The following is a 24,426-nucleotide window of genomic DNA, read 5'->3' on the forward strand; positions in this document are numbered from 1 at the left end:
TTTTTTAAGCTTTACACTTTGTGGTACAACTTTTGACCATGTTCATGATAGGCCGCTTTCATGCTTTGTAAACCCTTCTCAATTTCAGGATTAAATTCTGAAGAAAGCTGCATATCTTGCTGATTTTTTGCATAATCTCTCACATTTTGTGTGATTTTCATCGAGCAAAATTTAGGTCCACACATGGAACAAAAATGGGCCGATTTATGTGCTTCTTTCGGCATAGTTTCATCATGCATGCTGCGTGCTGTATCAGGGTCTAAGCTCAGATTAAATTGGTCTTCCCAGCGGAATTCAAAGCGTGCTTTCGATAATGCATTATCACGGGCCTGCGCACCGGGATGACCTTTGGCAAGGTCTGCGGCATGGGCTGCAATTTTGTAGGTGATAATGCCGTCTTTGACGTCTTTTTTATCTGGTAGACCAAGGTGCTCTTTCGGGGTCACATAACACAGCATCGCGGTGCCGTACCAACCAATCATTGCTGCACCAATCGCAGAGGTAATGTGGTCATAGCCCGGCGCAATATCGGTTGTGAGTGGTCCAAGGGTATAGAAAGGTGCTTCTTTGCAAACCTCTAGCTGTAGATCCATATTTTCTTTGATCATGTGCATTGGGACATGGCCTGGGCCTTCAATCATGACTTGTACATCATGCTCCCATGCACGGTGAGTCAATTCACCTAAGGTGCGTAATTCACTAAATTGAGCTTCATCGTTGGCATCTTGAATACACCCCGGACGTAAACCATCACCTAAACTAAATGACACGTCATAGGCTTTCATGATTTCGCAGATTTCATCAAAATGCGTATACAGGAAGTTTTCTTCATGATGCGCTAAGCACCACTGCGCCATGATGGATCCGCCACGTGACACAATCCCTGTTAAACGGTTGGCTGTGAGTGGGACATAACGAAGCAGCACACCTGCATGGATGGTAAAGTAATCGACACCTTGTTCGGCTTGTTCAATCAGTGTGTCTTTGAAAATTTCCCAGGTTAAGTCTTCTGCGACACCGTCAACTTTTTCTAAAGCTTGGTAAATCGGTACGGTGCCAATCGGTACAGGTGAGTTGCGAATAATCCATTCGCGGGTTTCATGGATATTTTTACCTGTCGATAAATCCATAATGGTGTCAGCGCCCCAACGAGTTGCCCAAGTCATTTTTGCCACTTCTTCATCAATGCTTGAGCCGAGCGCTGAGTTACCAATGTTGGCATTGATTTTCACCAAGAAGTTACGTCCAATAATCATCGGTTCACATTCAGGATGGTTAATGTTGGCAGGGATAATGGCACGACCTTCAGCCACTTCTTGACGTACAAATTCAGGCGTGATTTCAGTTAAATTACGGGCGCCAAAATTTTGACCGGCATGTTGGCGCATATCAACACCTTCACGCTGGCGCTGATTTTCACGAATCGCAATGTATTCCATTTCAGGAGTGATGATGCCTTGTTTGGCATAGTGCATTTGAGAGACATTGTGTCCACGACGAGCGCGACGGGGTTTTGAAATATGCGCAAAACGAATCTCTGCAGTACGAATATCTCGAAGACGCTCTTGTCCAAATTTTGAAGTTAAGGTATCGAGTATTTCCGTATCATTTCGAGACTCGATCCAAGATTCACGGACATTGGGTAGACCTTGATTCAGGTCAATTTGAATATTGGGGTCTGTATAAGCACCAGAGGTGTCATAAACCATGATCGGCAGATTTTTTTCTCCACCCAGACCTGTAGGCGTATCTGTAAGGCTAATTTCACGCATTGGTACGCGAATATCTGGACGTGAGCCTTGGATATAGACTTTCTTTGACGCGGGGAGAATACGAGTGAGATCTTTAGCATCTTGTTCATGTTGAGCAGCGCGATCTGAAGCGGTGAGATTCGTTAATTGGTTCATTGCGATGATCCTTATGAATGACATCAACGAATCAAGCACGACCAAAAACGTGGCAGTTTATCTGATGGATTCACCTGAAAATAAAGGCGTAAAACCAAGAGATAAGAAGGGCTTAAGTTTTTAGATGGCTTGATTCCTACGCAGGTATTAACCTGATCAGGTTCAACGGTACTCATCCTTAAATTTAGCGAACTAAATTTAGATGATCTCAGCAGGAAATTACCTGCGCTCCGTCAAGCTTTGTGCGGATATTAGCATGAAGGCTGTTTTAAAACAGTGTTATTTTTCATCGATTTTGCAGTGCAGAATTTTGGCTAGGCACATGTGCAATTGAACTTGCATTGGCTAAGTAGAGGACTGATTTACACAGATGGCGTCACTAAAACAGTCTTTCTTATAATGCGGATCAGGATTGCGGACACCAATTAAATTCAACAGCTGCGCTTCTGATCGCTGATTAGATGCAGCAGTATTTTGATCTAATAATTTTAAAAATAAACGCGCCTGATCTGCCAATTTGGAGTTTTTTAATTGAGCCAAGCGTTCAATTTCTTCTAAAGAACTGGCTTGAATACTGAGGCGGTCTGAAAAGTCATTGGAAACTGGACTATGTGCCGAACCAATAAATAACAACTGGCTATATTGATATAGTAATTGTTGTGCATCTTTTTTGTAGGGGCTATCTGGATATTGTTTCAGATAGTCTTCCCAAAAAATGGCACGTGTCGCAATCTCTTGTGGCTCAATGGCTAAACTTTGTTGCAGCAAGGCAGGTTGTGCATTTTGTTCGGCCAGTTTTTCAATAAAGACCTGCTCAGATTCTTGCATATAAGGCGCAAAAATTTTGGCTAAATATTCAGGACTACGGCGATAGCGTAACTGTCCTTCACCGGCATCGAACAATTCCACATAGGCTTGGCCTTTATGTTTCAGTAAATACTGATCTCGGGCGGTGAGCTGCTCATAATGATTTTGTTGAATGGTGGGATGCTGAGCCATATCAAAGGCAAATTGTTCGAACGCCATTTGCTGTTGAGCCGTACGTTCAACATGTAAAAAGTTGCGATACATTTGATTGGACAAGCGCAGTAATTTTTTTTGTTCGTCCGCTTTTAACAGCGGTAAGCAGACTTTGAGATCTTGGTTGATTTGTTCTAAAGCGAAAGTTGTGCGTTGATCGTCTATTTCCAGCATATTTTTTTCAAGTTTTTTACACAGCAAAGACAAATCGACTGCTTCTTTTTCAACAGTCTTATTGTTGGGAAACTCTGGTGCAGGTTGTGGTTCAGGCTGTTGTTGGCATCCACTCAACATGCTGAAACATAAAAATATTGCACTAAACTTTGCAGGCAGCTGAAAAAATTTTGACACAGGAACTCGATGCGCTATAGAAGTGGTATTGTCCGATGGAATGTCGACTATTTTATAGATGAAACACGTGCAATATGTGTACTATTGTACAGTTCTTTGTTATAGCGTTGTGAGTAGTGTCCGAAAACGACTGAAATTATCCGGTTTTGTCGCATTTGATATAAAAAATTAATAAAAATCATACGGAAATTTGCAAGGATATGATTAGTATTTGCTTAGTTTTAGGCTTGAATATTCAATCTCGGGTATTTGAATATTAGGAATTTACAAAAAAAATGAACAAAAAAGTTGTGGTGGGTCTTTGTTTGCTTTTCACGAGTCAATGGGCGTGTGCGCTAGACCTTGTGCAAGCTTATGAACGTGCAAAACAAGAAGACCCCAATTGGCAAGCCAATAAACTACAATATGAAGCGGATAAATTGAATTTGGGGATTGCCAATGGGAACTTACTTCCAACGGTAACAATCTCCGGAAATGTGACCCGAAAAAATCAAAATTCCAACCAAAGTGGCGCTCAAGCAGGGCTGATCATGCCAGACAGCACCACAACAAGACAAATTGCGCTCACTGCCCGTCAGCCCATTTTTCGTTGGGATGCATGGGAAGGGCTGAAGCAAGTCAAGACCTCAATTAACTTAAGTGAAATCAATCTGCGGATTCAAAAACAAGATCATATTTTAAATGTCTCTGAAGCTTATTTTAATGTCCTACGTCAGCAAGCATTGACGGTTGCCAACTTACAAGAAGAACAGGCGCTATCTGAACAGCTGCGCATGATGAATGCTAAATTAAAAGAAGGCTTGGTGGCAAAAAGTGACGTCAGCGAAGCCAATGCTCAATATCAAAATGCGCGGGCCAACCGTATGGCGACCAATGTTCAATTGGTTTTGGCGCAGGAACAATTACAGCAATTGATTGGGCCATATCGAGAAAATCTGGCGGTGTTACGTGAAGATTTTCAGTTTGAAAAACCGATTCCAAACAATGTGCAAGCGTGGGAAGAACTGGCTCAGGGGCAGAATCTAGGTATTTTACAAGCGCGTATGCAACAACGTTATGCGGAAGATGGTAAACGCGTCGAAAAAGCTGCCTTATATCCTCAGATTGAAGCGGTAGGTACCTATGGGTATAACAAGCAAAGTCCACAATCCATCATGTCGCAAGATGGTCAATTTGATCAGGTGGGGATTGAAATGAACTGGAATGTGTTTAATGGTGGACGGACACAGAAATCCATTAAGCAAGCGGCGATCAATGTTGAAAAAAGCCAAGCACAGGTGGATGCAGCAATTCGAAAAGCACAAACCGATGTAAAAAAATCATATATGCAAGTCGAAACGGATCAAAGTAAATTACAGGCACGTAAAGCCGCGATGGATTCTTCCGCGCAAGTGTCTTTGGCCTCACAAGCCCAGTACCAAGAAGGCCTGAAAACCATGGTTGATGTGCTACTGGCACAGCGTAATGCCTTCTCAGCCCGTCAAGATTATTTAAATTCCAAGTACGATTATTTAATACATGTACTGCAACTTAAAGCCTCCGTTGGGAAATTAACGGAAGCTGATTTAGTGGAAATGAATGCGTGGTTGGTCGATCAGAAAAATCAGCCATCGATCCTACTAAAGAAATAAGCCATGGTCATAAAAGTTTCACAATCAATATGCTTTAATATGGCACTAAAATCTGCCGATTCACGTTGTAGTGGAGACTCGCTTTGCCTAATAATCCTGTTTTAAACCATCACATTTCTTCGCAATTCAATGAAGAGTTGCAGGATGTGCATACCAAATTTATGACCATGGGTGGTTTGGTGGAGCAGCAGGTTGCAAATGCCATTCATGCCTTATTGGATACGGATGCAACGATGGCGATCGATGTTCAATTTCAAGACAATACGGTGAACCGTATGGAAACTGAAATTGATGAAGCGCTTACCCTAATTTTGGCGCGTCGTCATCCTGCTGCGATTGATCTACGCATGGTGATTGCGATGTCGAAAGCCAACACCGATTTAGAACGGATTGGTGATGAAGCGGCAAAAATTGCCCGTATTGCACAAAGCTTGTGTGAAGAGGGTGGTTCACCGCGTGGTTATATGGAAACACGTCATATTGGCAACCAAGTCCGCGTGATGATTCATGATGCGCTCGATGCCTTTGCACGTTTGGATGTAGATCAGGCTTTACGTGTCCTTTTGGCCGATGCTGATATTGACCGCGAGTACCAATCGGCAACCCGTACCCTCATGACGTATATGATAGAAGATCCACGCCACATTACTCGGGTCATGAATGTACTTTGGGTGCTGCGTTCACTTGAACGTATTGGTGACCATGCTCGAAATATCTCTGAACAAGTGATTTATATGGTGAAAGGTCTAGATGTCCGTCACACCAGTGTTGAAGAAATTGAGCAAAAAGTTCAGCGTTAATTGATAAAAACCAATATGAACGAAGCCCATCACACGATGGGCTTTTTTTTGTCTAAAATTAACTATGTGTTTCTTCGTCTTCCTCAAAAGTTCGGGCAATTTTGTCAATGTTTAAACTTTTCGCCATCGCATCGAAGATTTGCTTATAGGCACCTTCTTGATGGTACAAATCATGATGCTCCCCGTGTTCTACGATTTGTCCGTCTTTCATCACATAGGTGTAATCGGCATCGATAATTTGCGACAAACTATGCGAAATCATGATAACGGTACGCCCTTGCTTAATTTGATCCAGACTATTTTTAATTTGTTCAGCCGCGATCGCATCTAAACTCGCAGTCGGCTCATCCAAGAAAATAATCGGCGGATTTTTCAGGAACATGCGTGCCAAGGCAATACGTTGTTGCTGTCCACCTGAGAGCAGTAAAGCATCGGCTTCATAGGCATGTGGCAGTTTTAAGATCTGATCATGGATCGAGGCTTTCCTTGCCGCATCAAAGACTTCTTGCTCTGTAGCTGTACTTTTGCCATAGCGAATATTTTCAAAAATTGAACCTGGGAAAATATGATTTTTTTGCAATACCAAACCAATATTTTCACGTAAATACTGTGTATCAATCTGTTCTAAATCGATGCCATCGAGTTTGATATTGCCCGCTTGAGGATGATAAAACTTATCCAGTAAGCTAATTAATGTCGATTTACCAGCGCCAGATAAACCAACCAACGCGGTGATTTTGTTCGGTTGGATGGTCATGTTGATGCGGTGCAATGCCTGAAAGCCATTGGGATAGCTAAAGTCGACATTGCTCAATTCAAATTGACCTTGAATCGGAGGTTGAGCAGTGCCACTGGTTTCAATTTCATGATCCGCTTCTAAGATATTAAAGAAGCTTTCCGAATAAATCATCGCAGAGTTAATTTCATCATAGATACGATGCAGCGAGCGAATCGGGGCAGAGACATTATTAAATAACAACACGTGATACATAATCATCCCGATACTCATTTGCCCATCCAAAACAAAATAGGCCGTCAGAATGATGATCAGCACTACACCGACCTGTTCAATAAAGGTTTTGAGTCCGTCAAAGATATAACTGGTTTGCCGTGTCTGCATCTGGTTTTCAGTCAGCGACTTTTGCAGATTTAATTGCTTTTTCGATTCGACGGCTTCTTTGTTAAAAGATTTAATGACCGTTATCGAGTTGATAATACTCAGAATACCCTGATTTTTCTTTTCAAAATTATCGCGTAGGGCACGGCGTTTGCCTGCCAGTTTTTGTGATTGTTTAAAGGTCAGCCAAAAATAAATCGGCACAATAATTGTGGCCACCACGCCAACCCAAACATTGGCATAATACATTAAGCCCAGTGCAATAATCGCACTGGTAAAAAGCGGTAAAATATCAATAAAAAAGATTTGAACCAGTCGTGTGAGCGAGCTGACACCCCGATCAATTCGAGTTTGGAGCTTACCTGCTTGGTTGTCTTGTTGATCGAAGAATGCCAATCGATAGGTGATAAATTTTTCAATAATGCCTTGGGACAAATCCTGAGAAATTAAAATACGTAATTTTTCACCAAACGATTTTTGTCCAAATTGCACGATGGCATTGATGACTTCTTTTCCCAGTAAAACTACGGTGATTGTGATTAATATGTGCCAACCATTGGCTAGACCGAGGCCTTGTTGTAAAAGCTGATTGATGCTGTCTACGGCATATTTGAGTGTCAGGGCATTCACCTGTGCCGTGAGTGAGCCAATTAAGGTCAAGATCAGCGTCACGACCACCAGCCAGCGGTATGGCTGTACGAATGGGCGTAATTTTTGGAAAAGTTGCCACAGATTCATAAGCAATTATTTTTATTGTGAATATGAGCTTTAGTCTAAGACTGAAAATTCTATGCGACAAGTAATGACAATGTTTTGATTTGTGACGAGAGTTTTTCGGCTAAGATATTTTTTAAATGTGCTCACGACATCAGCATCACGCTGCTGTGCCAAACAGTGTTGAGTTGAACCGATGAATTTTGAATTATTTACGCCTGAACCGCATGCAAATCTGTTGCCCTATGATGGTGAAGTTGAAGATTATGGATTGATCTTCAATGCTGAAGACAGTGAAAAATATTTACGCTATTTCCTCACGCAGTTGGCTTGGCAGCATGATGAAGTCATTTTGCATGGACAGTATTTTCAAACGGAACGAAAAGTGGTTTGGTATGGAGATGCTCATTATGAGTATCACTATTCAGGCATGCAAAAGCAGGCATTGATCTGGAATCCGGCTTTACTGCGCTTAAAGAAATATATTGAGCAACGGGTGGGTCAGACGTTTAATTCCTGTTTGGCCAATTTATACGAAAATGGTACGCAAGCGGTGGGGTGGCATAGTGATGATGAGCCATCTTTGCTTTCACCCACACAGCAGGTGGTGATCGCATCTTTGAGTTTTGGTGCAAGCCGAAAGTTTTGCTTTAAACATAAAAGCACTCAAGAGAAAGTACAGCTTTTACTGCAAAGTGGACAGTTGATTGTGATGCGTGGGAAAACCCAACGGTATTGGAAACATGCCCTAATGAAGTCGATGAAAGTGACCGAGCCGAGGGTGAATTTAACCTTTCGTTATTTCTATGATCAACAGCCGTAAAAAAAGCCCATATCTAGATGAGCTTTTTTCTTTCTCTGAGGAAGAGTATAGCGACAATCAACTGAAATCATGGAACACATGGCTGAGATGACTGCTAAAGAACAATAATCATATTATGATAATTTATCCAATATTTATAATTAATAAATTCAATTAATAATATGGGTTTATCAGATTAATTAAATATCATCTTTACAACATCGCATCAGTTGTGCGCAATCTGATCAGATTTAAATGGCGTCCGATTCTTCCATCATACTGCTGTATTTTTTCTCAATACGCGCTGTACAGTCTTGCAGCATTTCTACAACTTTCTGAAAATTCATAAAATCAAAACGATTTTTAGACGCCAATAGGGTCAAAGCAAGCGGGGGTTCTTTACTGGAAAATTTAATCGGAATCGATAAGCTCGACATATTTGGGTCAACTTCACCATTGGAAAAATAATAACCCTGCTTTTTAATCTTTTTCATTTGCAGCATAAATTCTTCTTCATTATGCGCAAAACCAACTTGAGATAACTCGTCCGCAAAACGGTGGTAATAATCTAAAATCCGTTGCTTAGGTAACTGCGACAAAATCACTTTAGACGATGAGCCTTTGTACATTGGACGTGGGCTACCTCGACCATATGCCAAGGCAGTATAGTCCTTATACAGTTCATGATGTACATCAATACATGAGTCGATATTCAGATGCGTCAATAAGCAACAAGACTCTGTGCGTTCCACAATTTCTTTCATGAAGGGAATGCTAATTTGCACCAATGGATCGGTGGTGCGAGAAATAAAATCAAGCACAGCAATTTTTGAACCCAGTGTGTAATCGCCAGAAGTTCCACTGAGGCGCTGCAATAATTCAGCAGAGACCAGTTCTTTTAAATAGCGATAGCTCGTTGGTTTAGATAAGCCTAATTCTTCACTAATAATGTCGACATTGATGATGGGACGAGCAACTGAAAATAAGTCAAGTACGGTGAGAATTTTACCAAAACTGGAAAGCGCCATAAGAACCTGCTTGGTCACAATAAAAATGAATCGTTAAGTTACTTTATAACAAATTGCTCGGCCTGATGTTGCGCTTTTCTACATTGGAAATGAAACAAATCTGAAATATCACAGGGTTTCTTGGGTTATTCTGATAAAAGCATAATAAAAAATTGAAATATGCATTTAAAATATAGACTAATTATCAAAATAAGATATTAATATTGACTTTAATTTGTTTTTTAAGCAAAATTGTTGTGAAAATATCCTATATTGAATAAATATCGCTCATTCTTTCGATGCGCAGGCAATGTTGCACATTACTTTTTGTATTCAAATGGTTTGAAACACGATTTGAATCGCTTCTTTACTTATTGAAATTTCTAGTCATTCCTGTGCCGTGATACAGGTTGTGCTGTCGAATGTTTAAGCATTCGATACGAGGCCGTTTTCACTAAAAAGAAGCAAACTGACGAGATCAATCATGCTGCTGACGAAACAAATACTCGCTTTTCGGCCCAATAAAATGGACTGGATTTTTGCGACCAAAACGTTCATCGCGGGCATGTTGGCATTGTATGTAGCCTTTGTACTGAATTTGGCTTATCCGATTTGGGCAATTGGCACCGTTTTCGTGATCGCGAATCCATATTCAGGCATGACGTCTTCAAAAAGTTTGTATCGTGTATTAGGGACGTTCTTAGGGGCGGCTGTGTCAGTGGTGGCACTGCCACATCTCATCCACATGCCTGTACTGTTTACGGTGTTTTTAGCGGTTTGGGTTGGGTTTTGCTTGTATTTGTCACTGCTAGACCGTACGCCTCGTAGTTATGTTTCCATGTTGGCGGGTTATACCACGGTCATTATCTGTTTTAACGTGGTGTATTTTATTGATACCGCTTCGATCTTCGATATGGCCTTGGGGCGTTTTCTCGAAATTACGGTGGGTGTGGTATGTAGTGCCATCGTGACCACGACATTATTTCCAATGCATATTGGCCCTGCCGTCGAAACACGGGTGAGTAAAACCTTTGCCGATACCAAAGAAATTTTTGATCAGATTTTATTAGAGCCCGCCGAACTAGAAAATTATTCAAAAAACCTCGGCAATATTGCACGAGATATCGCGGATATACATGTCATGGCGGTGCATTTGTCTTATGAAAAATCTACCTTAAAAGGTATGACACGTCCATTGCAGGAAATCTTGCATCAGTTGAGTTTGTTGGTCAGTAACTTGGTGGCCATGTCTGAACGGATGAAACAATTAGACGGTCTGGACATACATTATCGGACGGCACTCAAGCAAGCCCATGAACATATTGCCGCGTTTTTATTAGATCAACATCAGATTGAGGAAAGTAAACTTAATCAATTGCCTGAACAGTTTGAGCAAGATTTTCAACAGATTCAGGCACAGGCATTGCCATCACAGCAGGTGATTTTGGGCAGTCTAAAAATGGATATTCGCCATTTTATTCAGAATATCCGTGCGATTCGCTTGCTTTGGCAGCGGGTACAGCAAGGCGATTCAACTTTACCAGCCACACTGACCGCCTTGAGCAATAGTCATTATCCGACTTTGCACCGAGATGCGGGGGTTGCTATTCGTGGCGGAGTGTCTGCGTGTCTGATTATTTTAATTTCCACGGGTTTTTGGATCGTTAGTGGGTGGAAAGCTGGATTTATGATGGCTGAAATGGCTGCGATCAGTGCCTGTATTTTAACTGCAATGGATAACCCTGTTCCTGCATTGAAAATGTTTATTCGCGCCAATATGTATGCGGCTTTCATGGTGTTTATCTACGCCTATGGCATTTTCCCGCATGTGACCGCTTTTTGGCAGTTGATCGTGGTGTTAGCACCGTTTGTGATGTTCTGTCTGATGCTGTTTTTACATCCGCCTTTGATTGGGATCAGCTTGCCGCTTTTGATGGGCACCATCATGGGACTGAATTTTCAAAACCGCTTTAGCCTCGATCAGGTGTTTTTCTTTGATGCATCGATTGGGACGGTTTTGGGACCCATTATCTCGGTATTTATTATTCATTTAGTACGTGCAATGTCACCAGATATGACGGCCCAACGCATACTTTCACAGCACTACAAAGCACTGCGTCAGGCTTTATATCTGCCGTACGGCTTACCGTTTCGGGTGCATTTACGCAGTATGTTGGACCGAATTGGCATCCTAAACAGCAAAATGGTGCAATCAGGAAATTTGAAACAACAGATCGAGTGGGCTTTGGTGGAAGCCAGTGCGGTGATTGATTTGACCCGCTTACAAGAACTGATGAATAAACTCGATCCGAATGATGCATTGGTCAGCGAACTCGAAGAGTTACAACAGGATTTAGATGACTATTTTCGGGCCATGGAACAAGGGCAAAAGAATGTGTATATGAGCTTGAAACAGCAAATTGTAGAGCGAATTCAACGATTGAATCAGGCCGTTCAGGGTATTGAAAACGACGATGTTATGCATCGAATTCAGTATTTACTGAACAATATTCAAAGCAGTTTTTGTCATGTTCTAACACAGCAGACTCCAAATCATTTACAGGTCGAGGCACAACATGGGTGAGCTAAATGTATATGGCGTCTATGTGCCCATTCTATTGATTCAAGCGGTATTGGCCTATCTGTTATTACGGGTCATCATGCGTTTGCTTGACCGATGGATGGCGCAAGATTGGGTGCCGATGCCCAATATTTTTTATTTGGGTGTATTTGTGATGTTGCTTTGGCTGGTGCATGAAATCTTTATTTTCTGCCAGTTCTAAGCCCCTAAAAAAATGAAATGATTGAGGTAATCGTATGACCAATTTGAATGTCCGAAAATATATTCGGCCTATATTGCTAATAATTGTGCTATGTGGCGCATTACTTGCGCTGAAACATATTTGGGAATATTACAATTCGGAACCATGGACGCGTGATGGACGGGTACGTGGTGATGTAATTCAAGTGTCATCGGATGTTTCAGGTTTGGTCACAGACGTCTTGGTTCAAGACAACCAACAAGTGAAAAAAGGCCAAGTGCTGTTTCGTATAGATGTGGCACGTCAAGCTTTGGATGTTGAGCAAGCCAAATCTGACTTGGCAAAAGCCAAAGCTGGACTAGCAGGGGCTGAAGCGCAGCTTGCTGAAGCTAAAGCCAATCTAGTGAAGTCACAAGCCAATATCAATCTTGCAGATAAAAATGCAAATCGTTATGCAAGTTTGATGGATGGTGCGATTTCAAAACAAGAACAAGATCAAATGTTTGCAGTACGTGATCAATCACATGCAGAGCATGAGCAAACTCAGGCAGCGATTGAGCAAGCCAAAGCTAGTGTGGTGCAGCAAAAAGCCCTAATTGAAGCGGCGAATAGCAGTTTGCATTTGGCTGAATTGAATTTAAAACGTTCAGAAGTGGTTGCACCGACTGATGGAACATTGTCTAACTTTGAGCTCAAAGCAGGGAATTACGTCAAAGTCGGTCAAGCCGTAGCGGCCTTAATTGACCGTCAACAATTGTATGTTGTGGGATATTTTGAAGAAACCAAACTGGATAAAATCTATGTTGGCGCACCTGCAACAATCCAACTGATGGGAAGTTCTGAAGTTTATAAAGGCCATGTACAAGGCGTTGCAACAGGGATTGAAGACCGTGAACGTACATCGACTGATGGCTTACTTGCCAATGTCAATCCAACCTTTAGTTGGGTCCGTTTGGCACAGCGTGTACCAGTGAAAATTGTACTGGATGAAGTGCCGCATGATCAGCTGGCTTTTGTCGCGGGTCGAACCACCACGATTCATATTGTGGATAAAAACTAAGTTATCCCCAATCATTTCATTCGCGCAGCATTGAGTGATCAATCTTGCGCATAAAAAAGCATCCTCTTTCGGATGCTTTTTTATTTGCCTGTTTGTTGAAAGCGCTTAAGGTTTTAGCCCGACTGGATTTCGATACCAACTTTCAATAAACAATGCTGCAGCAAGGCTGTCGGCAGAAAGATTCTTCGCACGGCCTTGGGCTTGATAATGATCTAATTCATCACGCGCTTCACGTGTCGTTAAGCGTTCATCGACCATCAAGGTTTCAATATTGGTTTGGTGGCGAAGGCGTCGTGCAAATTTACGCGCACGTGTGGAGAGTTCAGATTCGCTATCATCCATATTGAGCGGTAGACCCACGATGAACAAATCCGGCTGATACTGTTTCACAATCTTGAGTAGATTATCCCAATTGGGAATGCCATCTTTCATGGGAAAGAGTGGCAGGGGATTTGCACTTTCAATCAGGGCTTGTCCCACAGCCATTCCTGTTTTTTGTGTGCCAAAGTCAAAGGCCATAATCATTTGATATTGTTGTAAATCAGGCATGTCCAATCTCAGATGATAACCACATGCGGTCTACGCCCATTTTTTTATAGGCAGCGTCCCAGCGGTCGTCATAAGGTAAGTTAAATATTAAATCCATGTCTGAGTCACAAATGAGCCAATCACCCCGAGCAATTTCTTCTTCTAATTGGCTTTTACCCCAACTGGCATAGCCTAGGGCCACCTGATAACGACCCACACCTTCATTGTGTGCAATCGCGTCTAAAATATCTTTAGACGTGGTAATACAGACATTTTCACCTACAGCAATAGACGAATGCCATGTCGGTTGACCGGTATGAAGAACAAAACCTGCCTCTGGGCGCAAAGGTCCACCTTGCAACACTTCATGAGGATGCACATTATCTGCCTCAATTTCCAAATCATTCAAGAGTTCTTTGATCTGTAAACCTGATGGACGATTAATAATGATGCCTTGAGCGCCATCTTCATCATGTCGCGCTAAATAAATCACCGTATTGGCAAAGAATTCATCGTTCATTTCGGGTGGAGCAATCAGGCAGCGGTGTGTAAGGTATTGTTTAGTCACCTAATGGCTTCTCCTTATTGGGGTAAGTTTCATTCTTGGGGTGAATTGCATTCGAATAACGTTGTATTTATCAACATACTAGACTCACAAGTTTTCAACAATGAGTTTTTCTGCAAATTCAATATTTGTCATGCACGACCGATGAGGGACATGCTAAAAATCTTCATCGTGCAGGCAGGTCTACAATACGGTGAATTGTGAAGCGATGATTGGTGATTTGAACAACAGCAGTACAAAAGTGAGGAGAAGATATACGTGATGGATGACTGAGATTGCTTAAAATAGCAGGATAAACTGAGGGTAAAACAATGACACATTATTCAAAAATAATAGGGATGGCACTCTGTGCAAGCCTACCTATTTCAGGCTTTGCAGGAAGCGCTGACTTACAAAAACATGAATCTCAGGTGATTAAAAAATATAAAAACTTAAATTTTTATGAGGTCAATGAAGCGATAGAACGTGAAATTGTGGATGTCATTGCGGCAGATCCGAGCAGTTTTCACTACGGATTTACGCAACTCGAAAAGCAAGGTTTTGTTCATGTGCAATATTCACCAGATAAAAAACTTAAATTTTATAGTTTTGATGTGTCTGGCGGAGGCACGATGGGGGAGTGGAGCAGCTATGTGCAATATGCAACGGGAAAAACGCAACATTTAGATCAATTTGACTCAGGCTATATCAATCAAATTTTGCCGGTCAACATCCAAAATAAAACCGTATATTTGGTGAAGAGTTATTATAAAGGTGATAATTGCAGTGGACTACATCATCTAAGAGCTGTTGAAGTTGGACCAAAACAGTTACTTAAATCTTATGTATTTCAAACTAAGCAAAAGAAACTAGATCAAATCTCGGTAGATTATGACTGCCATTATGAAACCGATCGTCGTAGCGGTAATGAATATCTCAAAATCAGTCCGAAACACGTGGATGTTATGTTACTCAATCAACAACATCAGCCGCAGTATAAATATTTACGCTATAGCTTGGGCTCAAAAGGCTTTGTGTATCAGGGGATTTTCAAATAGTGTATTTAAGAAAAAAGCCTGTGTACTTTGAATACACAGGCTTTTTTGAAAGCATCAAAAATTAACTATGTTGAAATTTTAATTGTCGCAACTGTTTTGCGTGTTGTAAGGTCGTTTGACTAATCTCCACACCACCAGTCATTCGAGCCAGCTCTTGAATCCGATCATCTTCTTCTAATTCGATAATGGTACTGCTTGCAGGATCCGTTTGACGTTTTTTCACCAGGAGATGTTGGTCAGATTGAGCAGCGACTTGGGCTTGGTGAGTAATACATAAAATTTGAACATGCTGTGCCAAATCAGCCAACAAACGTCCGACAATTTCTGCCGTTCCGCCACTGATCCCGACATCAATTTCATCAAAGACTAACACTTCGGATTCGGTTTTTTCAGCATTCATCACTTGCATGACTAATGCAATACGTGACAATTCCCCCCCCGATGCCACGCGTGCTAAAGGCTGAGCAGGAATCCCTTTGTTTGCGGTGAACAGAAGTTGAATAAAGCTTAAACCTTCACTTGAAGCTTGTTCTAGAGGCTCAAATTTAAATTCAAAATGAGCCTCTGGGAGCGCGAGCTGCTTCACTTGTTCAGTCAACTGCTTCGCCAATGGGGTAGACGCTTCACGACGAATATCATCCAAATGCTGTGCTTTGGCTAAAAAGTCTTGATGAGACACTTCCACTTGTTCAGCTAAGGTTTCAGGATCTTCAAGTTGATGTAATTGTTCTAGCTCAAGTTGCCACGCATCATAATCATTTTTTAAGTCTTCAGGCTGAGTACGATATTTACGCGCTAAGCGATGAAAAACTTCGAGTTTAGTGTTTAATTCGTCCATACGTTCAGGATCGAAACTTTGACGATCAATAAACTGACGTAAATTTGCTGTCGCATCTTCAATTTCACTTTGAGCGTTCAGCAGCGATGTATAAATTTCAGAAAGTTGTTCACTACGTCCTGCATGCGATTCAATCCGACGAATGATCGCGCCCATTTCTTGATTGATATTTTGCTCGGCATCATCGAGGGCATTTAGACCATAGCTACAATCTTGCATGATATGTTCATGATGACTGAGACGGTCAAATTCTTGCTCGATTTCTTTGTAGTCCGTTTGCACAACGTCTTCAAGTTCTTCCAATTGAAGTTCAAGCGTTTCTATCCGTTGCTTACGTGTAGCCTGTGCATCGAGTGCTGCTTGGTGCTGACGAATGTCCTTTTGCCATTTGCTATAGGCATCACGCACGGCTTGAGCAGGCTGATAAAAATTATAATAACGATCCAACCAATGCTTTGGATAGGGTGGTTCTAAGAGTTGTTGTTGGCTGTGTTGGCTATAAAGTTGTACCAATAAGCGGCCAATTTCTTTTAACTCGGACAAGCTGCTCGGACGTCCATTTATCCATGCCTTGCTGCGACCTGTTGCAAAAATCACGCGACGTAAATGGATTTCGCCAGACTCATCATCTAGTTCGTGTTCTTTGAGCCAAAGCGCTTCAGGGCTGTGCTCTTGATAGCTAAAGGTCGCTGTCACATCGGCTTTGTCTGATCCATAGCGCACGTAGTTGGTGTCTGTACGTTCACCTAAGCAAGCTGATAATGCGTCTAGAAGTAAAGATTTACCTGCACCCGTTTCACCCGTCAGGACATTAAAGCCTTGTTCAATGTCGATGGCTAAATGGTCGGCTAATGCAAAATTGATCAGAGTTAAATGTGTCAGCATAAACGCATCCGAGCTGCGAAAAGTTCTAGTTAAAGATAATTAAGTTTTGTTTTGGTCACAAGACAAGTTTTATTTTAAGATGACGAAAAACCTCATAATTCTATCTTAAATTTCAGTTTAACAAGAAATTAGTTTCTTATCCGCTGTATCCATGCAGTGTTGTGATGTAAAGAGTAGGTGATCTTGCATAACGTGAGCTGAAACCATCAAATGTCCTGCCAAGTCCTCACAAAACACGTTTGTGTATGTATTCTTGTATTTAATCTAGCGTGTTATTGCCATAAAACGTCATGATTTGGTCACTCAAATCCACCAATATGATTCATCACGCTGCTATTTTTTTGAAATGAGTTTGCAGCGTTTCAATTAACCCTAACTAGGACTTTAGTGGATGAAACAAAAAAGTATTTTGTACAACAGCACAGCTTGTTTTAGACTCTAAATGTTGAGGTGGTGGGATGAAATAGGGGCACATCCAGTACTCAGATTTTTGTAATTATCTATCGCACAGTTTTCAACACAGATTGATTAGTTTTTGCAGCACAATTAAACTACATCGATCAAAATATTATAAATATGCTTTATCTGGAGAAAACGCATGTCAGCACAGTTTGATCATGTATCGGTAATCAAAAAATCAAATGTTTATTTTGGCGGTCTATGCATCAGCCATACTGTGCAATTTGAAGATGGAACAAAGAAAACACTGGGTGTGTTGCTTCCAACTGAACAAGCGCTGACTTTTGAAACCCATGTACCTGAACGTATGGAAATTATTTCAGGTGAATGTCGTGTTCAAATTGCAGATAGCGAAGAAAGCGAATTATTCCGTGCGGGTCAATCATTCTACGTGCCAGGTAATAGCCGATTTAAAATTGAAACAGACGAAGTGTTGGATTATGTGTGCCACTTAGAAGGCTAATGATTCAATCAATTTAGGCACAGTTTTTTAACCTCAAATCGGTTAAACTATGTGTCATAGCATAAATCCTGTAAAGCTTGCTTTGCAGGATTTTTCTTTTTGGCAGCCTATGCTGTGCTCTAGGGATATCATACCCTGTTCAAAAGTTTATCGAAGTTTGCAATTTAGAGGTCGTTCATGGCGAAACCGGAATATTATTATGGCGTTCATTCAGTGGAGTCATTACTGGAACTTGAGCCAGAACGCGTTTTAACTTTATTTGCGTTAAAAGGACGTGATGATCAGCGTTTAAAACGTATTTTTGAGCTTGCAGAACCGTTTGGTGTCAGCATTCAAAAAGCTAGTCGTGATAGTTTGGAAAAACTTGCGGGACAACCGTTCCATCAAGGTGTGGTTGCTGCTGTACGTCCACATCCAGTTTTGAACGAAAAAGATTTAGAGGCTTTATTACAAGCCAATCCAAATGCGTTGCTATTGGCATTAGATCATATTACAGATCCACATAACCTTGGTGCATGCATTCGTACAGCGGCAGCCATGGGTGTTGAAGCTGTGATTGCACCGCGTGATCGTTCAGCGACGCTTACCCCAACAGCCCGTAAAGTTGCTGCAGGTGGTGCTGAAAAAGTGAAGTTTATTCAGGTGACGAACTTGGCACGTACCTTGGCTCAAATCAAAGAAGACTTTAATGTACGTGTGGTCGGCACTATGCTAGATGAAAAAGCATTGCCGATTCAAAATTTTGACTTCACAGGTACGGGTGTATGTGTGGTGATGGGCGCTGAAGATACAGGTTTACGTCCTATTACGCAGGCGCAATGTGATCAAACTGTTTACATTCCAATGGCTGGTAATTTGCAAAGCTTAAATGTCAGTGTCGCGACAGGTATGGCATTGTATGAAGCATGCCGTCAACGTAATAATGAATTGAAATAGCAGTGATGATGTCTCCTCAAAAGCAAGGTTATTTATATGTGTTCATTACCATGTGTATTTGGGGTGGATTTACCTTAACGGCGCGTTTAAGCGCCAATTGGGGAATCAGTGCTTGGGATATCACGGCGCTCAGGTTTGCTTTGGCATTTTGCATCTTAATGCCAATTTTGATTTATAAAAAAGATACGGCTTTTTTATGGAAAAAAGAGCCTTTTATCCTTGCTATGCTCGGTGGGGTGACCTATTGTTTAACGGCCTATAGCGCATTTCATTATGCTCCTGCGGCCCATGCTGCAATTTTCCTCAATGGTTGTATTCCTTTATGTACAGCCATAGCCGCGTTTTTGATCTTCAAGCAGCCGCTCGATAAGCATACCTGGATCAGTGTGGTCATTATGGTTTCGGCCATTAGCTTAATGAGCTATCTGATGTATGTGGAAACCGGTGTAGCATTTGGTCTCGGTGATTTGCTGTTTTTTATCAGTGCCATTTGGTGGGGGATATTTACGGTATTGCTTAAACAATGGAAACTCTCTGCTTGGCATGCCATGGCGGGGGTTGCGATTTGGTCTGCCGTGGTATTTGTGCCAATTTACCTACTATTTTCCCCTAAACATTGGTCCGATCCTGAGCCGCTGCAGCTCATTGGGCAAGTCATCTTTCACGGTATTTTTGTGGTGATTATTGCGACTTTAACGTATGTAGAGGCGATCAAGCGCTTGGGTGCATTTAAAGCCGGAAGCATCGTAACTTTGGCACCTTTTATTGCTGCGATTTTAGCGGTGCCGCTGCTAAATGAACCTTTAAGTTTTGCAATCGTGTGCGGATTAGTCGGGATGGGGATTGGAGCGATTCAACCGTGGAAATGGTTGGGGCGAAAGGACAGTCTAGAGCAGCAACTCGAACAACAAAAAAAGCAGTCTGAGTAAGACTGCTTTTTTATTTAGTTTTTTTCAGCGTGCGCTAAGTACTTGAGATGCAAGGGCCGAAGCTGCGCATAAAGATGATCTAAATGACCATCATTCAGCACGATATCATCGGCGATTTTTTGCTTTTCCTGACGTGACATTTGAACTTGAATAATTTTTTGGATTTGCTCGATATTTTGACCATCGCGCTGTGATGCACGCTGAATTTGCAATTGTTCTGTGGCATCAATCAGCAAGGTGTGATTGGTCAATTCATGTTGATTGGTTTCAAATAATAGTGGTGAAACCAAGATGACATAGGGGCTAGTGGCTTCGTTTAATTGTTGGATAATGGACTGGCGTATTGCAGGATGGGTAATGGCTTCAAGTGCTTGACGTGCTGTAGGATCTTTAAAGATATGTTCACGTAAAGCGCGCCGATTTAACTCACCATTTTCCTGTAAAACCCAATCACCAAAATGTTGCTGAATTTGATTCAGTGCGGGTTGACCAGGTTCGACTATCTCACGTGCAACGAGATCAGCATCAACGACTTGAATGCCTTGGAGTTCAAACCAATTGCTTGCAGCAGATTTACCGCTACCAATACCACCTGTTAAACCCAAGACAAATGTCATACAACGACCTTACTGACCCAAATAAATTTTCATAATTTGATCACCCCATAAAAAGGCGATCCATCCGGCGATGGCAATATAGGGACCAAATGCAAAAGGTTGGTTTTCTTTACGGACTTTGAGCAAAATAATGCCAATGATTGCACCCACCAGTGAAGAGAGTAATACAATCAGTGGAAGCAGGAAAGGGCCCATCCATGCACCTAAGGCAGCTAAAAGCTTAAAGTCACCATAGCCCATGCCTTCTTTACCAGTGATGATTTTAAATAAATAGTAAACAATCCATAGGCATAAGAAGCCGATGATATATCCCCAAATGGCTGAGGTTACAGAGGTATAAATGGCATAGCTATTCACGCCAAGCCCGAGTGCAGCCAAAGGAAGGGTATAACGGTCAGGTAAAAGTTGGGTGTCAAAGTCAATAAATGTTAAGGCAATCAAGACATAAGTCAGCACCAGACCAAACAGCATTTGGATGGTTGGGCCAAAAACTGCAACAACAATCAGCGCACAGATCATGGTGAGTAATTCGATCAGTGGATAACGGCTACTGATCGGGTTTTGGCAACTTCCACATTTTCCGCGTAACACGATCCAACTGATGACTGGAATGTTTTGATACCAACGTATAGGTGTTTTGCATTTTGGACACGTTGAAGCAGGTGTACTCAGGGTGATCTTTGTTTCATCAATAATCGGTTGGTCTGGATGTAAAAACAGTTGGCAATCCGTGCGCCATTCTTGTTCCATCATCTTTGGCGTACGGTAAATCACCACATTTAAAAAACTACCGATGCAAAGACTAAAAATCCCAACTGCGATATACATCGCAATTGGGGTATTGATTAAATATGTTATTAATTCTTGCATTAAACCACAGAACCCATTTGGAAGATTGGAAGATACATTGCAATCACAAGACCACCAACGAGGACACCCAGTACCGCCATAATTAAGGGTTCCATCATCGAGGTTAAGCCATCTACGGCATTATCAACTTCGTTTTCATAATGCGTTGCCACTTTATCTAGCATGGTATCTAAAGCACCTGATTCTTCACCAATAGCCACCATTTGAACCGCCATAGAGGGAAATTTATCGGTGACACGCATGGCGAATTGCAATTGCTGGCCGGTCGCCACATCTTCACGAATTTTTAACACAGCTGTTTCATATACCACGTTGTTGGTTGCACCTGCAGTTGATTCAAGCGCATCAATTAAGGGTACACCGGCTGCAAATGTGGTTGCCAAGGTACGGCTGTAGCGGGCAATAATTGCTTTATAAACCAAATCACCAAAAATCGGTGCTTTCAGTGCAGCTTTGTCCAAGAAGTCACGGAAAGCCTTGCTACGTTTTTTCGCTTCCATGAAACCAGCAATCACAGCTCCAATTCCAATGATGAGGAAGAACCAATATTTTTGCATCCATTCCGACATGTTGACCACCATTTTGGTAAAGGCAGGTAAGTCTGCACCAAATGATGAAAACAAGTCTTGGAATACGGGAACCACTTTTACCATCAAAATAATCGTCACAATAACAGCGACAACGATGACCGCTGCTGGGTATTTCATGGCTTTTTTGATTTTTTGCTTAAGCAATTCACTTTTTTCTTTGTAAATGGCAACACGGTCTAGCATGGTTTCCAATGCACCCGACTGTTCACCTGATTCAACCAAGGAGCAAAATAGGTTATCGAAATACTGCGGATATTTGCGCAGCGCACCAGCAAAGGTATTACCGCCTTCAACTTCACCTTTGATCCCCAAGACCACTTCACGCATGGCTGGGTTTTCTAGGCCTTCCGCCACGATTTCAAAACCCTGAACGAGCGGTACACCGGCTTTCATCATGGTTGCAAGTTGGCGCGTGAATACCGTGATATCCAAAGTGGATACTTTCTTTTTCATCAAGCCTTCGAGAATATTTTTGCGTTTTTCTCGAATGGTTTTAATGGTGATGCCTTGCTTACGTAAAGTGACTTTGGCTAAAGCCATATTACGCGAAGGCATTTCCCCTTTGATTTTCGCCCCTTTGCGATCCACGCCTTCATAACTGAAGGTTGGCATCATCTGCGCTTTTTTTACAGCCATGAATTTATCCTTATTTTTAAATACTAATTCACTTACTCACTGGTCACACGATTGACTTCTTGAAGTGAAGTCACCCCCTGCATGACCTTAATTAAGCCTGAACGGCGTAAATTGTTAAAACCTGCTTGATTTGAAGCTTCGGCAATTTGTAAGGCATTGCCATCTTCCATAATAATTCTTGAAATTTCAGGTGTCACTTTCATGACTTCATATATACCGACACGACCTTTATAGCCTTCACGGCATTCGGCACAACCAACAGGTTGGTATATTTGAAATTCTGGTGTATTTAAATCATCTTCGGTAAAACCAAGCTCCAATAGACTTTGTTTTGGTACGTCTACTGTTTCTTTACATTGTGAACATAGGCGACGTGCAAGTCGCTGCGCAATGACAAGGTTTACGGATGTCGCGATGTTAAATGAAGGCACGCCCATATTGCGTAAGCGTGTCAGTGTTTCAGGTGCACTATTGGTGTGCAGTGTAGACATAACCATGTGACCTGTTTGAGCCGCTTTAATTGCAATTTCAGCCGTTTCTAAATCTCGAATCTCACCGACCATCACAATATCAGGGTCTTGACGTAAGAATGATTTTAAGGCTGCAGAGAAGGTGAGGCCGACTTTATTATTTACGTTGACCTGATTGATCCCTTCTAAGTTAATTTCCACAGGATCCTCGGCCGTTGAAATGTTGGTATCTTCACGGTTGAGAATATTTAAACCTGTATATAGAGATACGGTTTTACCGGAACCCGTTGGACCGGTAATGAGTAGCATGCCTTGTGGTTTTTCTAAAGCCTGCATGAACAGTTCTTTTTGATCAGGTTCATAACCCAACGCATCAATCCCTAGCATCGCACTAGATGGATCAAGGATACGTAGAACAAGTTTTTCACCAAACAATGTCGGTAAAGAGTTCACACGGAAGTCGATAGCTTTGTTCTTTGACAGCTTTAACTTGATACGACCGTCTTGAGGTATACGCTTTTCCGAGATGTCCATTTGTGACATGACTTTTAAACGTGAAGCGAGTCGTGTAGCGAGCTGTAATGGCGGATTTGTAATTGTTCTTAACACGCCATCGACACGGTAGCGGACGCGATAGGTTTTTTCGTAGGGTTCAAAATGTAAGTCAGATGCACCCATACGAATGGCGTCGACTAGTAGTTTATTGATGTATTTAACAATCGGAGCTTCATCCCCTGTTGCCTCATCTTCATCTTCTTTCGCTGGATCAATAGTTTCCTGTTCTAAATCAAGATCAAAGTCATCATCAAAGTCAAAAGTACTTTCTTCAGCAAAGTTCTGTTCAATTAACTTTTCAAGTTTGTCATGTTCAACAATAATTGTTTCAGTATTCAGCTTACTACCAAATCGAATGGCATCCACTGCTTCAATATTGGTGGGATTACTGATCGCAACGAATAATAAATTGCCATGTTTAAAAATAGGCAAAATACGATGCTTGGTAATGAGTTTATCTTCAAATTCATCACGTATAATTAAAGACGTATCATAAGTTGAAATATCAAAAACCGGTTCACCGAACTCTATCGAGATGGTTTCTGCGATCAGGCGTGCTGAAAGGTGATATTCCTGAATCAAATGCGGCACGATATCTTGATGAGCCTTTTTTGAATTTTGCAGCGCTGCTTGCATTTTTTCGGCAGACAGATGCCCTTCGTCAACTAAGCGACGAATAAACCCCGTAAATCTTGAAGAACCTTGAACTGCTGTCATGCTTTTACTTGCCTATGCTTCAGTCTGTTTATAATTGGTATAGCAAAATTATACTTTTGTTGCACAAAAATACCATATCTTAAAGTGTTGTCACTAGCTAAGAATTGGTAAAAAGCATGAACCAGTCCTTAAATCTGCTTAATTTTTTTACAGAAAAGTG

21 protein-coding genes and 1 riboswitch are annotated in these 24,426 nt (G+C 41.6%); of the genes, 10 read left to right on the plus strand and 11 right to left on the minus strand.

What is annotated here, in order from left to right; all coding sequences use genetic code 11:
• Window positions 1-11 precede the first annotated feature (11 nt).
• Window positions 12-1,907: a phosphomethylpyrimidine synthase ThiC gene (thiC, locus tag FTT88_RS05885; protein WP_180173768.1), complete on the minus strand. Its 1,896-nt coding sequence runs from the start codon at window positions 1,905-1,907 to the stop codon at window positions 12-14.
• Window positions 1,908-2,023: 116 nt separating this feature from the next.
• Window positions 2,024-2,150, minus strand: a riboswitch (TPP riboswitch).
• A gap of 102 nt (window positions 2,151-2,252) precedes the next feature.
• A complete protein-coding gene (locus FTT88_RS05890; protein ID WP_180173769.1) occupies window positions 2,253-3,221 on the minus strand; it encodes a hypothetical protein in 969 nt (322 codons plus the stop codon).
• A gap of 332 nt (window positions 3,222-3,553) precedes the next feature.
• Here FTT88_RS05890 and FTT88_RS05895 point away from each other — a divergent pair, with 332 nt between their 5' ends.
• The gene (locus FTT88_RS05895; protein WP_168378215.1) at window positions 3,554-4,909 is read left to right on the plus strand and encodes a TolC family outer membrane protein; all 1,356 of its coding nucleotides are present in this window, start codon (window positions 3,554-3,556) and stop codon (window positions 4,907-4,909) included.
• Window positions 4,910-4,992: 83 nt separating this feature from the next.
• A complete protein-coding gene (gene phoU / locus FTT88_RS05900; RefSeq protein ID WP_078189433.1) occupies window positions 4,993-5,709 on the plus strand; it encodes a phosphate signaling complex protein PhoU in 717 nt (238 codons plus the stop codon).
• A 58-nt stretch (window positions 5,710-5,767) separates the two neighbouring features.
• Here the strand turns inward: phoU and FTT88_RS05905 are convergent, their stop codons facing one another.
• Window positions 5,768-7,564, minus strand: a complete 1,797-nt coding sequence (locus FTT88_RS05905; RefSeq protein WP_078189432.1) for an ABC transporter ATP-binding protein — start codon at window positions 7,562-7,564, stop codon at window positions 5,768-5,770.
• 172 nt (window positions 7,565-7,736) lie between these two features.
• Here FTT88_RS05905 and FTT88_RS05910 point away from each other — a divergent pair, with 172 nt between their 5' ends.
• The gene (locus tag FTT88_RS05910; protein WP_078192573.1) at window positions 7,737-8,363 is read left to right on the plus strand and encodes an alpha-ketoglutarate-dependent dioxygenase AlkB; all 627 of its coding nucleotides are present in this window, start codon (window positions 7,737-7,739) and stop codon (window positions 8,361-8,363) included.
• A gap of 230 nt (window positions 8,364-8,593) precedes the next feature.
• On the opposite strand, the gene FTT88_RS05915 is transcribed toward FTT88_RS05910, so the two are convergent.
• The gene (locus FTT88_RS05915) at window positions 8,594-9,370 is read right to left on the minus strand and encodes an IclR family transcriptional regulator (RefSeq protein WP_168378212.1); all 777 of its coding nucleotides are present in this window, start codon (window positions 9,368-9,370) and stop codon (window positions 8,594-8,596) included.
• Between the two features lie 463 nt (window positions 9,371-9,833).
• Between FTT88_RS05915 and FTT88_RS05920 the strand changes: the two genes are divergently transcribed.
• Genes FTT88_RS05920 through FTT88_RS05930 form a run of 3 tightly spaced genes read left to right on the plus strand, consistent with a single transcriptional unit; the run spans window position 9,834 to window position 13,171 of the window.
• On the plus strand, window positions 9,834-11,933 hold the full coding sequence (locus tag FTT88_RS05920; RefSeq protein WP_180173770.1) for an FUSC family protein: 2,100 nt from the start codon (window positions 9,834-9,836) through the stop codon (window positions 11,931-11,933).
• The gene (locus FTT88_RS05925; RefSeq protein WP_168378210.1) at window positions 11,926-12,132 is read left to right on the plus strand and encodes a DUF1656 domain-containing protein; all 207 of its coding nucleotides are present in this window, start codon (window positions 11,926-11,928) and stop codon (window positions 12,130-12,132) included. The genes FTT88_RS05920 and FTT88_RS05925 overlap by 8 nt, the downstream gene beginning before the upstream one ends.
• Before the next feature lie 34 nt (window positions 12,133-12,166).
• A complete protein-coding gene (locus FTT88_RS05930; protein WP_180088872.1) occupies window positions 12,167-13,171 on the plus strand; it encodes an HlyD family secretion protein in 1,005 nt (334 codons plus the stop codon).
• 105 nt (window positions 13,172-13,276) lie between these two features.
• Here the strand turns inward: FTT88_RS05930 and ruvX are convergent, their stop codons facing one another.
• Complete coding sequence (gene ruvX, locus FTT88_RS05935) at window positions 13,277-13,720, minus strand: Holliday junction resolvase RuvX (protein WP_180074133.1); 444 nt, start codon at window positions 13,718-13,720, stop codon at window positions 13,277-13,279.
• On the minus strand, window positions 13,713-14,267 hold the full coding sequence (locus FTT88_RS05940) for a YqgE/AlgH family protein (RefSeq protein WP_078189425.1): 555 nt from the start codon (window positions 14,265-14,267) through the stop codon (window positions 13,713-13,715). The genes ruvX and FTT88_RS05940 overlap by 8 nt, the downstream gene beginning before the upstream one ends.
• 308 nt (window positions 14,268-14,575) lie before the next feature.
• Between FTT88_RS05940 and FTT88_RS05945 the strand changes: the two genes are divergently transcribed.
• Window positions 14,576-15,301, plus strand: a complete 726-nt coding sequence (locus FTT88_RS05945) for a hypothetical protein (RefSeq protein ID WP_180110460.1) — start codon at window positions 14,576-14,578, stop codon at window positions 15,299-15,301.
• Window positions 15,302-15,362: 61 nt separating this feature from the next.
• On the opposite strand, the gene recN is transcribed toward FTT88_RS05945, so the two are convergent.
• The gene (gene recN, locus FTT88_RS05950; RefSeq protein ID WP_078189423.1) at window positions 15,363-17,024 is read right to left on the minus strand and encodes a DNA repair protein RecN; all 1,662 of its coding nucleotides are present in this window, start codon (window positions 17,022-17,024) and stop codon (window positions 15,363-15,365) included.
• Window positions 17,025-17,622: 598 nt separating this feature from the next.
• On the opposite strand from recN, the gene FTT88_RS05955 reads away from it, so the two are divergent.
• The 3 genes from FTT88_RS05955 (at window position 17,623) to FTT88_RS05965 (ending at window position 19,811) form a co-directional block, all read left to right on the plus strand.
• Window positions 17,623-17,946: a pyrimidine/purine nucleoside phosphorylase gene (locus tag FTT88_RS05955; RefSeq protein ID WP_067763086.1), complete on the plus strand. Its 324-nt coding sequence runs from the start codon at window positions 17,623-17,625 to the stop codon at window positions 17,944-17,946.
• 177 nt (window positions 17,947-18,123) lie between these two features.
• Window positions 18,124-18,882 carry a 23S rRNA (guanosine(2251)-2'-O)-methyltransferase RlmB gene (rlmB, locus tag FTT88_RS05960; protein WP_168378207.1) on the plus strand — a complete coding sequence of 253 codons (759 nt, stop codon included), beginning with the start codon at window positions 18,124-18,126 and terminating at the stop codon, window positions 18,880-18,882.
• A gap of 8 nt (window positions 18,883-18,890) precedes the next feature.
• Window positions 18,891-19,811 carry a DMT family transporter gene (locus tag FTT88_RS05965; protein ID WP_373886702.1) on the plus strand — a complete coding sequence of 307 codons (921 nt, stop codon included), beginning with the start codon at window positions 18,891-18,893 and terminating at the stop codon, window positions 19,809-19,811.
• 14 nt (window positions 19,812-19,825) lie between these two features.
• Here FTT88_RS05965 and coaE read toward each other — a convergent pair whose 3' ends face one another.
• The 4 genes from coaE to pilB are packed head-to-tail and all read right to left on the minus strand — an operon-like array spanning window position 19,826 to window position 24,266.
• Window positions 19,826-20,428, minus strand: coding sequence for a dephospho-CoA kinase (gene coaE, locus FTT88_RS05970; protein ID WP_180145506.1), 603 nt, complete (start codon window positions 20,426-20,428; stop codon window positions 19,826-19,828).
• A gap of 9 nt (window positions 20,429-20,437) precedes the next feature.
• On the minus strand, window positions 20,438-21,298 hold the full coding sequence (locus tag FTT88_RS05975; protein ID WP_180173772.1) for an A24 family peptidase: 861 nt from the start codon (window positions 21,296-21,298) through the stop codon (window positions 20,438-20,440).
• Entirely contained in the window at window positions 21,298-22,524 is a 1,227-nt protein-coding gene (locus tag FTT88_RS05980; RefSeq protein ID WP_180173773.1) for a type II secretion system F family protein, read from the minus strand. The genes FTT88_RS05975 and FTT88_RS05980 overlap by 1 nt, the downstream gene beginning before the upstream one ends.
• A gap of 32 nt (window positions 22,525-22,556) precedes the next feature.
• Window positions 22,557-24,266, minus strand: a complete 1,710-nt coding sequence (gene pilB / locus FTT88_RS05985; RefSeq protein ID WP_078192562.1) for a type IV-A pilus assembly ATPase PilB — start codon at window positions 24,264-24,266, stop codon at window positions 22,557-22,559.
• Window positions 24,267-24,426 lie beyond the last annotated feature (160 nt).

The sequence above is a fragment of the Acinetobacter sp. YH01024 genome (assembly GCF_013420195.1).
Lineage (GTDB): Bacteria > Pseudomonadota > Gammaproteobacteria > Pseudomonadales > Moraxellaceae > Acinetobacter > Acinetobacter amyesii.

Bases quoted from the DNA above. Each gene is read 5' to 3' on its own strand.
- coaE (WP_180145506.1), bottom strand. From the start codon at position 20,428: ATGACATTTGTCTTGGGTTTAACAGGTGGTATTGGTAGCGGTAAATCT.
- FTT88_RS05980 (WP_180173773.1), bottom strand. From the start codon at position 22,524: ATGGCTGTAAAAAAAGCGCAGATGATGCCAACCTTCAGTTATGAAGGC.
- FTT88_RS05930 (WP_180088872.1), top strand. From the start codon at position 12,167: ATGACCAATTTGAATGTCCGAAAATATATTCGGCCTATATTGCTAATA.
- FTT88_RS05975 (WP_180173772.1), bottom strand. From the start codon at position 21,298: ATGCAAGAATTAATAACATATTTAATCAATACCCCAATTGCGATGTAT.
- FTT88_RS05965 (WP_373886702.1), top strand. From the start codon at position 18,891: ATGTCTCCTCAAAAGCAAGGTTATTTATATGTGTTCATTACCATGTGT.
- FTT88_RS05945 (WP_180110460.1), top strand. From the start codon at position 14,576: ATGACACATTATTCAAAAATAATAGGGATGGCACTCTGTGCAAGCCTA.
- pilB (WP_078192562.1), bottom strand. From the start codon at position 24,266: ATGACAGCAGTTCAAGGTTCTTCAAGATTTACGGGGTTTATTCGTCGC.
- ruvX (WP_180074133.1), bottom strand. From the start codon at position 13,720: ATGCCTGATTTACAACAATATCAAATGATTATGGCCTTTGACTTTGGC.
- FTT88_RS05910 (WP_078192573.1), top strand. From the start codon at position 7,737: ATGAATTTTGAATTATTTACGCCTGAACCGCATGCAAATCTGTTGCCC.
- FTT88_RS05955 (WP_067763086.1), top strand. From the start codon at position 17,623: ATGTCAGCACAGTTTGATCATGTATCGGTAATCAAAAAATCAAATGTT.
- recN (WP_078189423.1), bottom strand. From the start codon at position 17,024: ATGCTGACACATTTAACTCTGATCAATTTTGCATTAGCCGACCATTTA.
- FTT88_RS05920 (WP_180173770.1), top strand. From the start codon at position 9,834: ATGCTGCTGACGAAACAAATACTCGCTTTTCGGCCCAATAAAATGGAC.
- FTT88_RS05915 (WP_168378212.1), bottom strand. From the start codon at position 9,370: ATGGCGCTTTCCAGTTTTGGTAAAATTCTCACCGTACTTGACTTATTT.
- FTT88_RS05895 (WP_168378215.1), top strand. From the start codon at position 3,554: ATGAACAAAAAAGTTGTGGTGGGTCTTTGTTTGCTTTTCACGAGTCAA.
- FTT88_RS05905 (WP_078189432.1), bottom strand. From the start codon at position 7,564: ATGAATCTGTGGCAACTTTTCCAAAAATTACGCCCATTCGTACAGCCA.
- FTT88_RS05925 (WP_168378210.1), top strand. From the start codon at position 11,926: ATGGGTGAGCTAAATGTATATGGCGTCTATGTGCCCATTCTATTGATT.
- thiC (WP_180173768.1), bottom strand. From the start codon at position 1,907: ATGAACCAATTAACGAATCTCACCGCTTCAGATCGCGCTGCTCAACAT.
- rlmB (WP_168378207.1), top strand. From the start codon at position 18,124: ATGGCGAAACCGGAATATTATTATGGCGTTCATTCAGTGGAGTCATTA.
- FTT88_RS05890 (WP_180173769.1), bottom strand. From the start codon at position 3,221: ATGTTGAGTGGATGCCAACAACAGCCTGAACCACAACCTGCACCAGAG.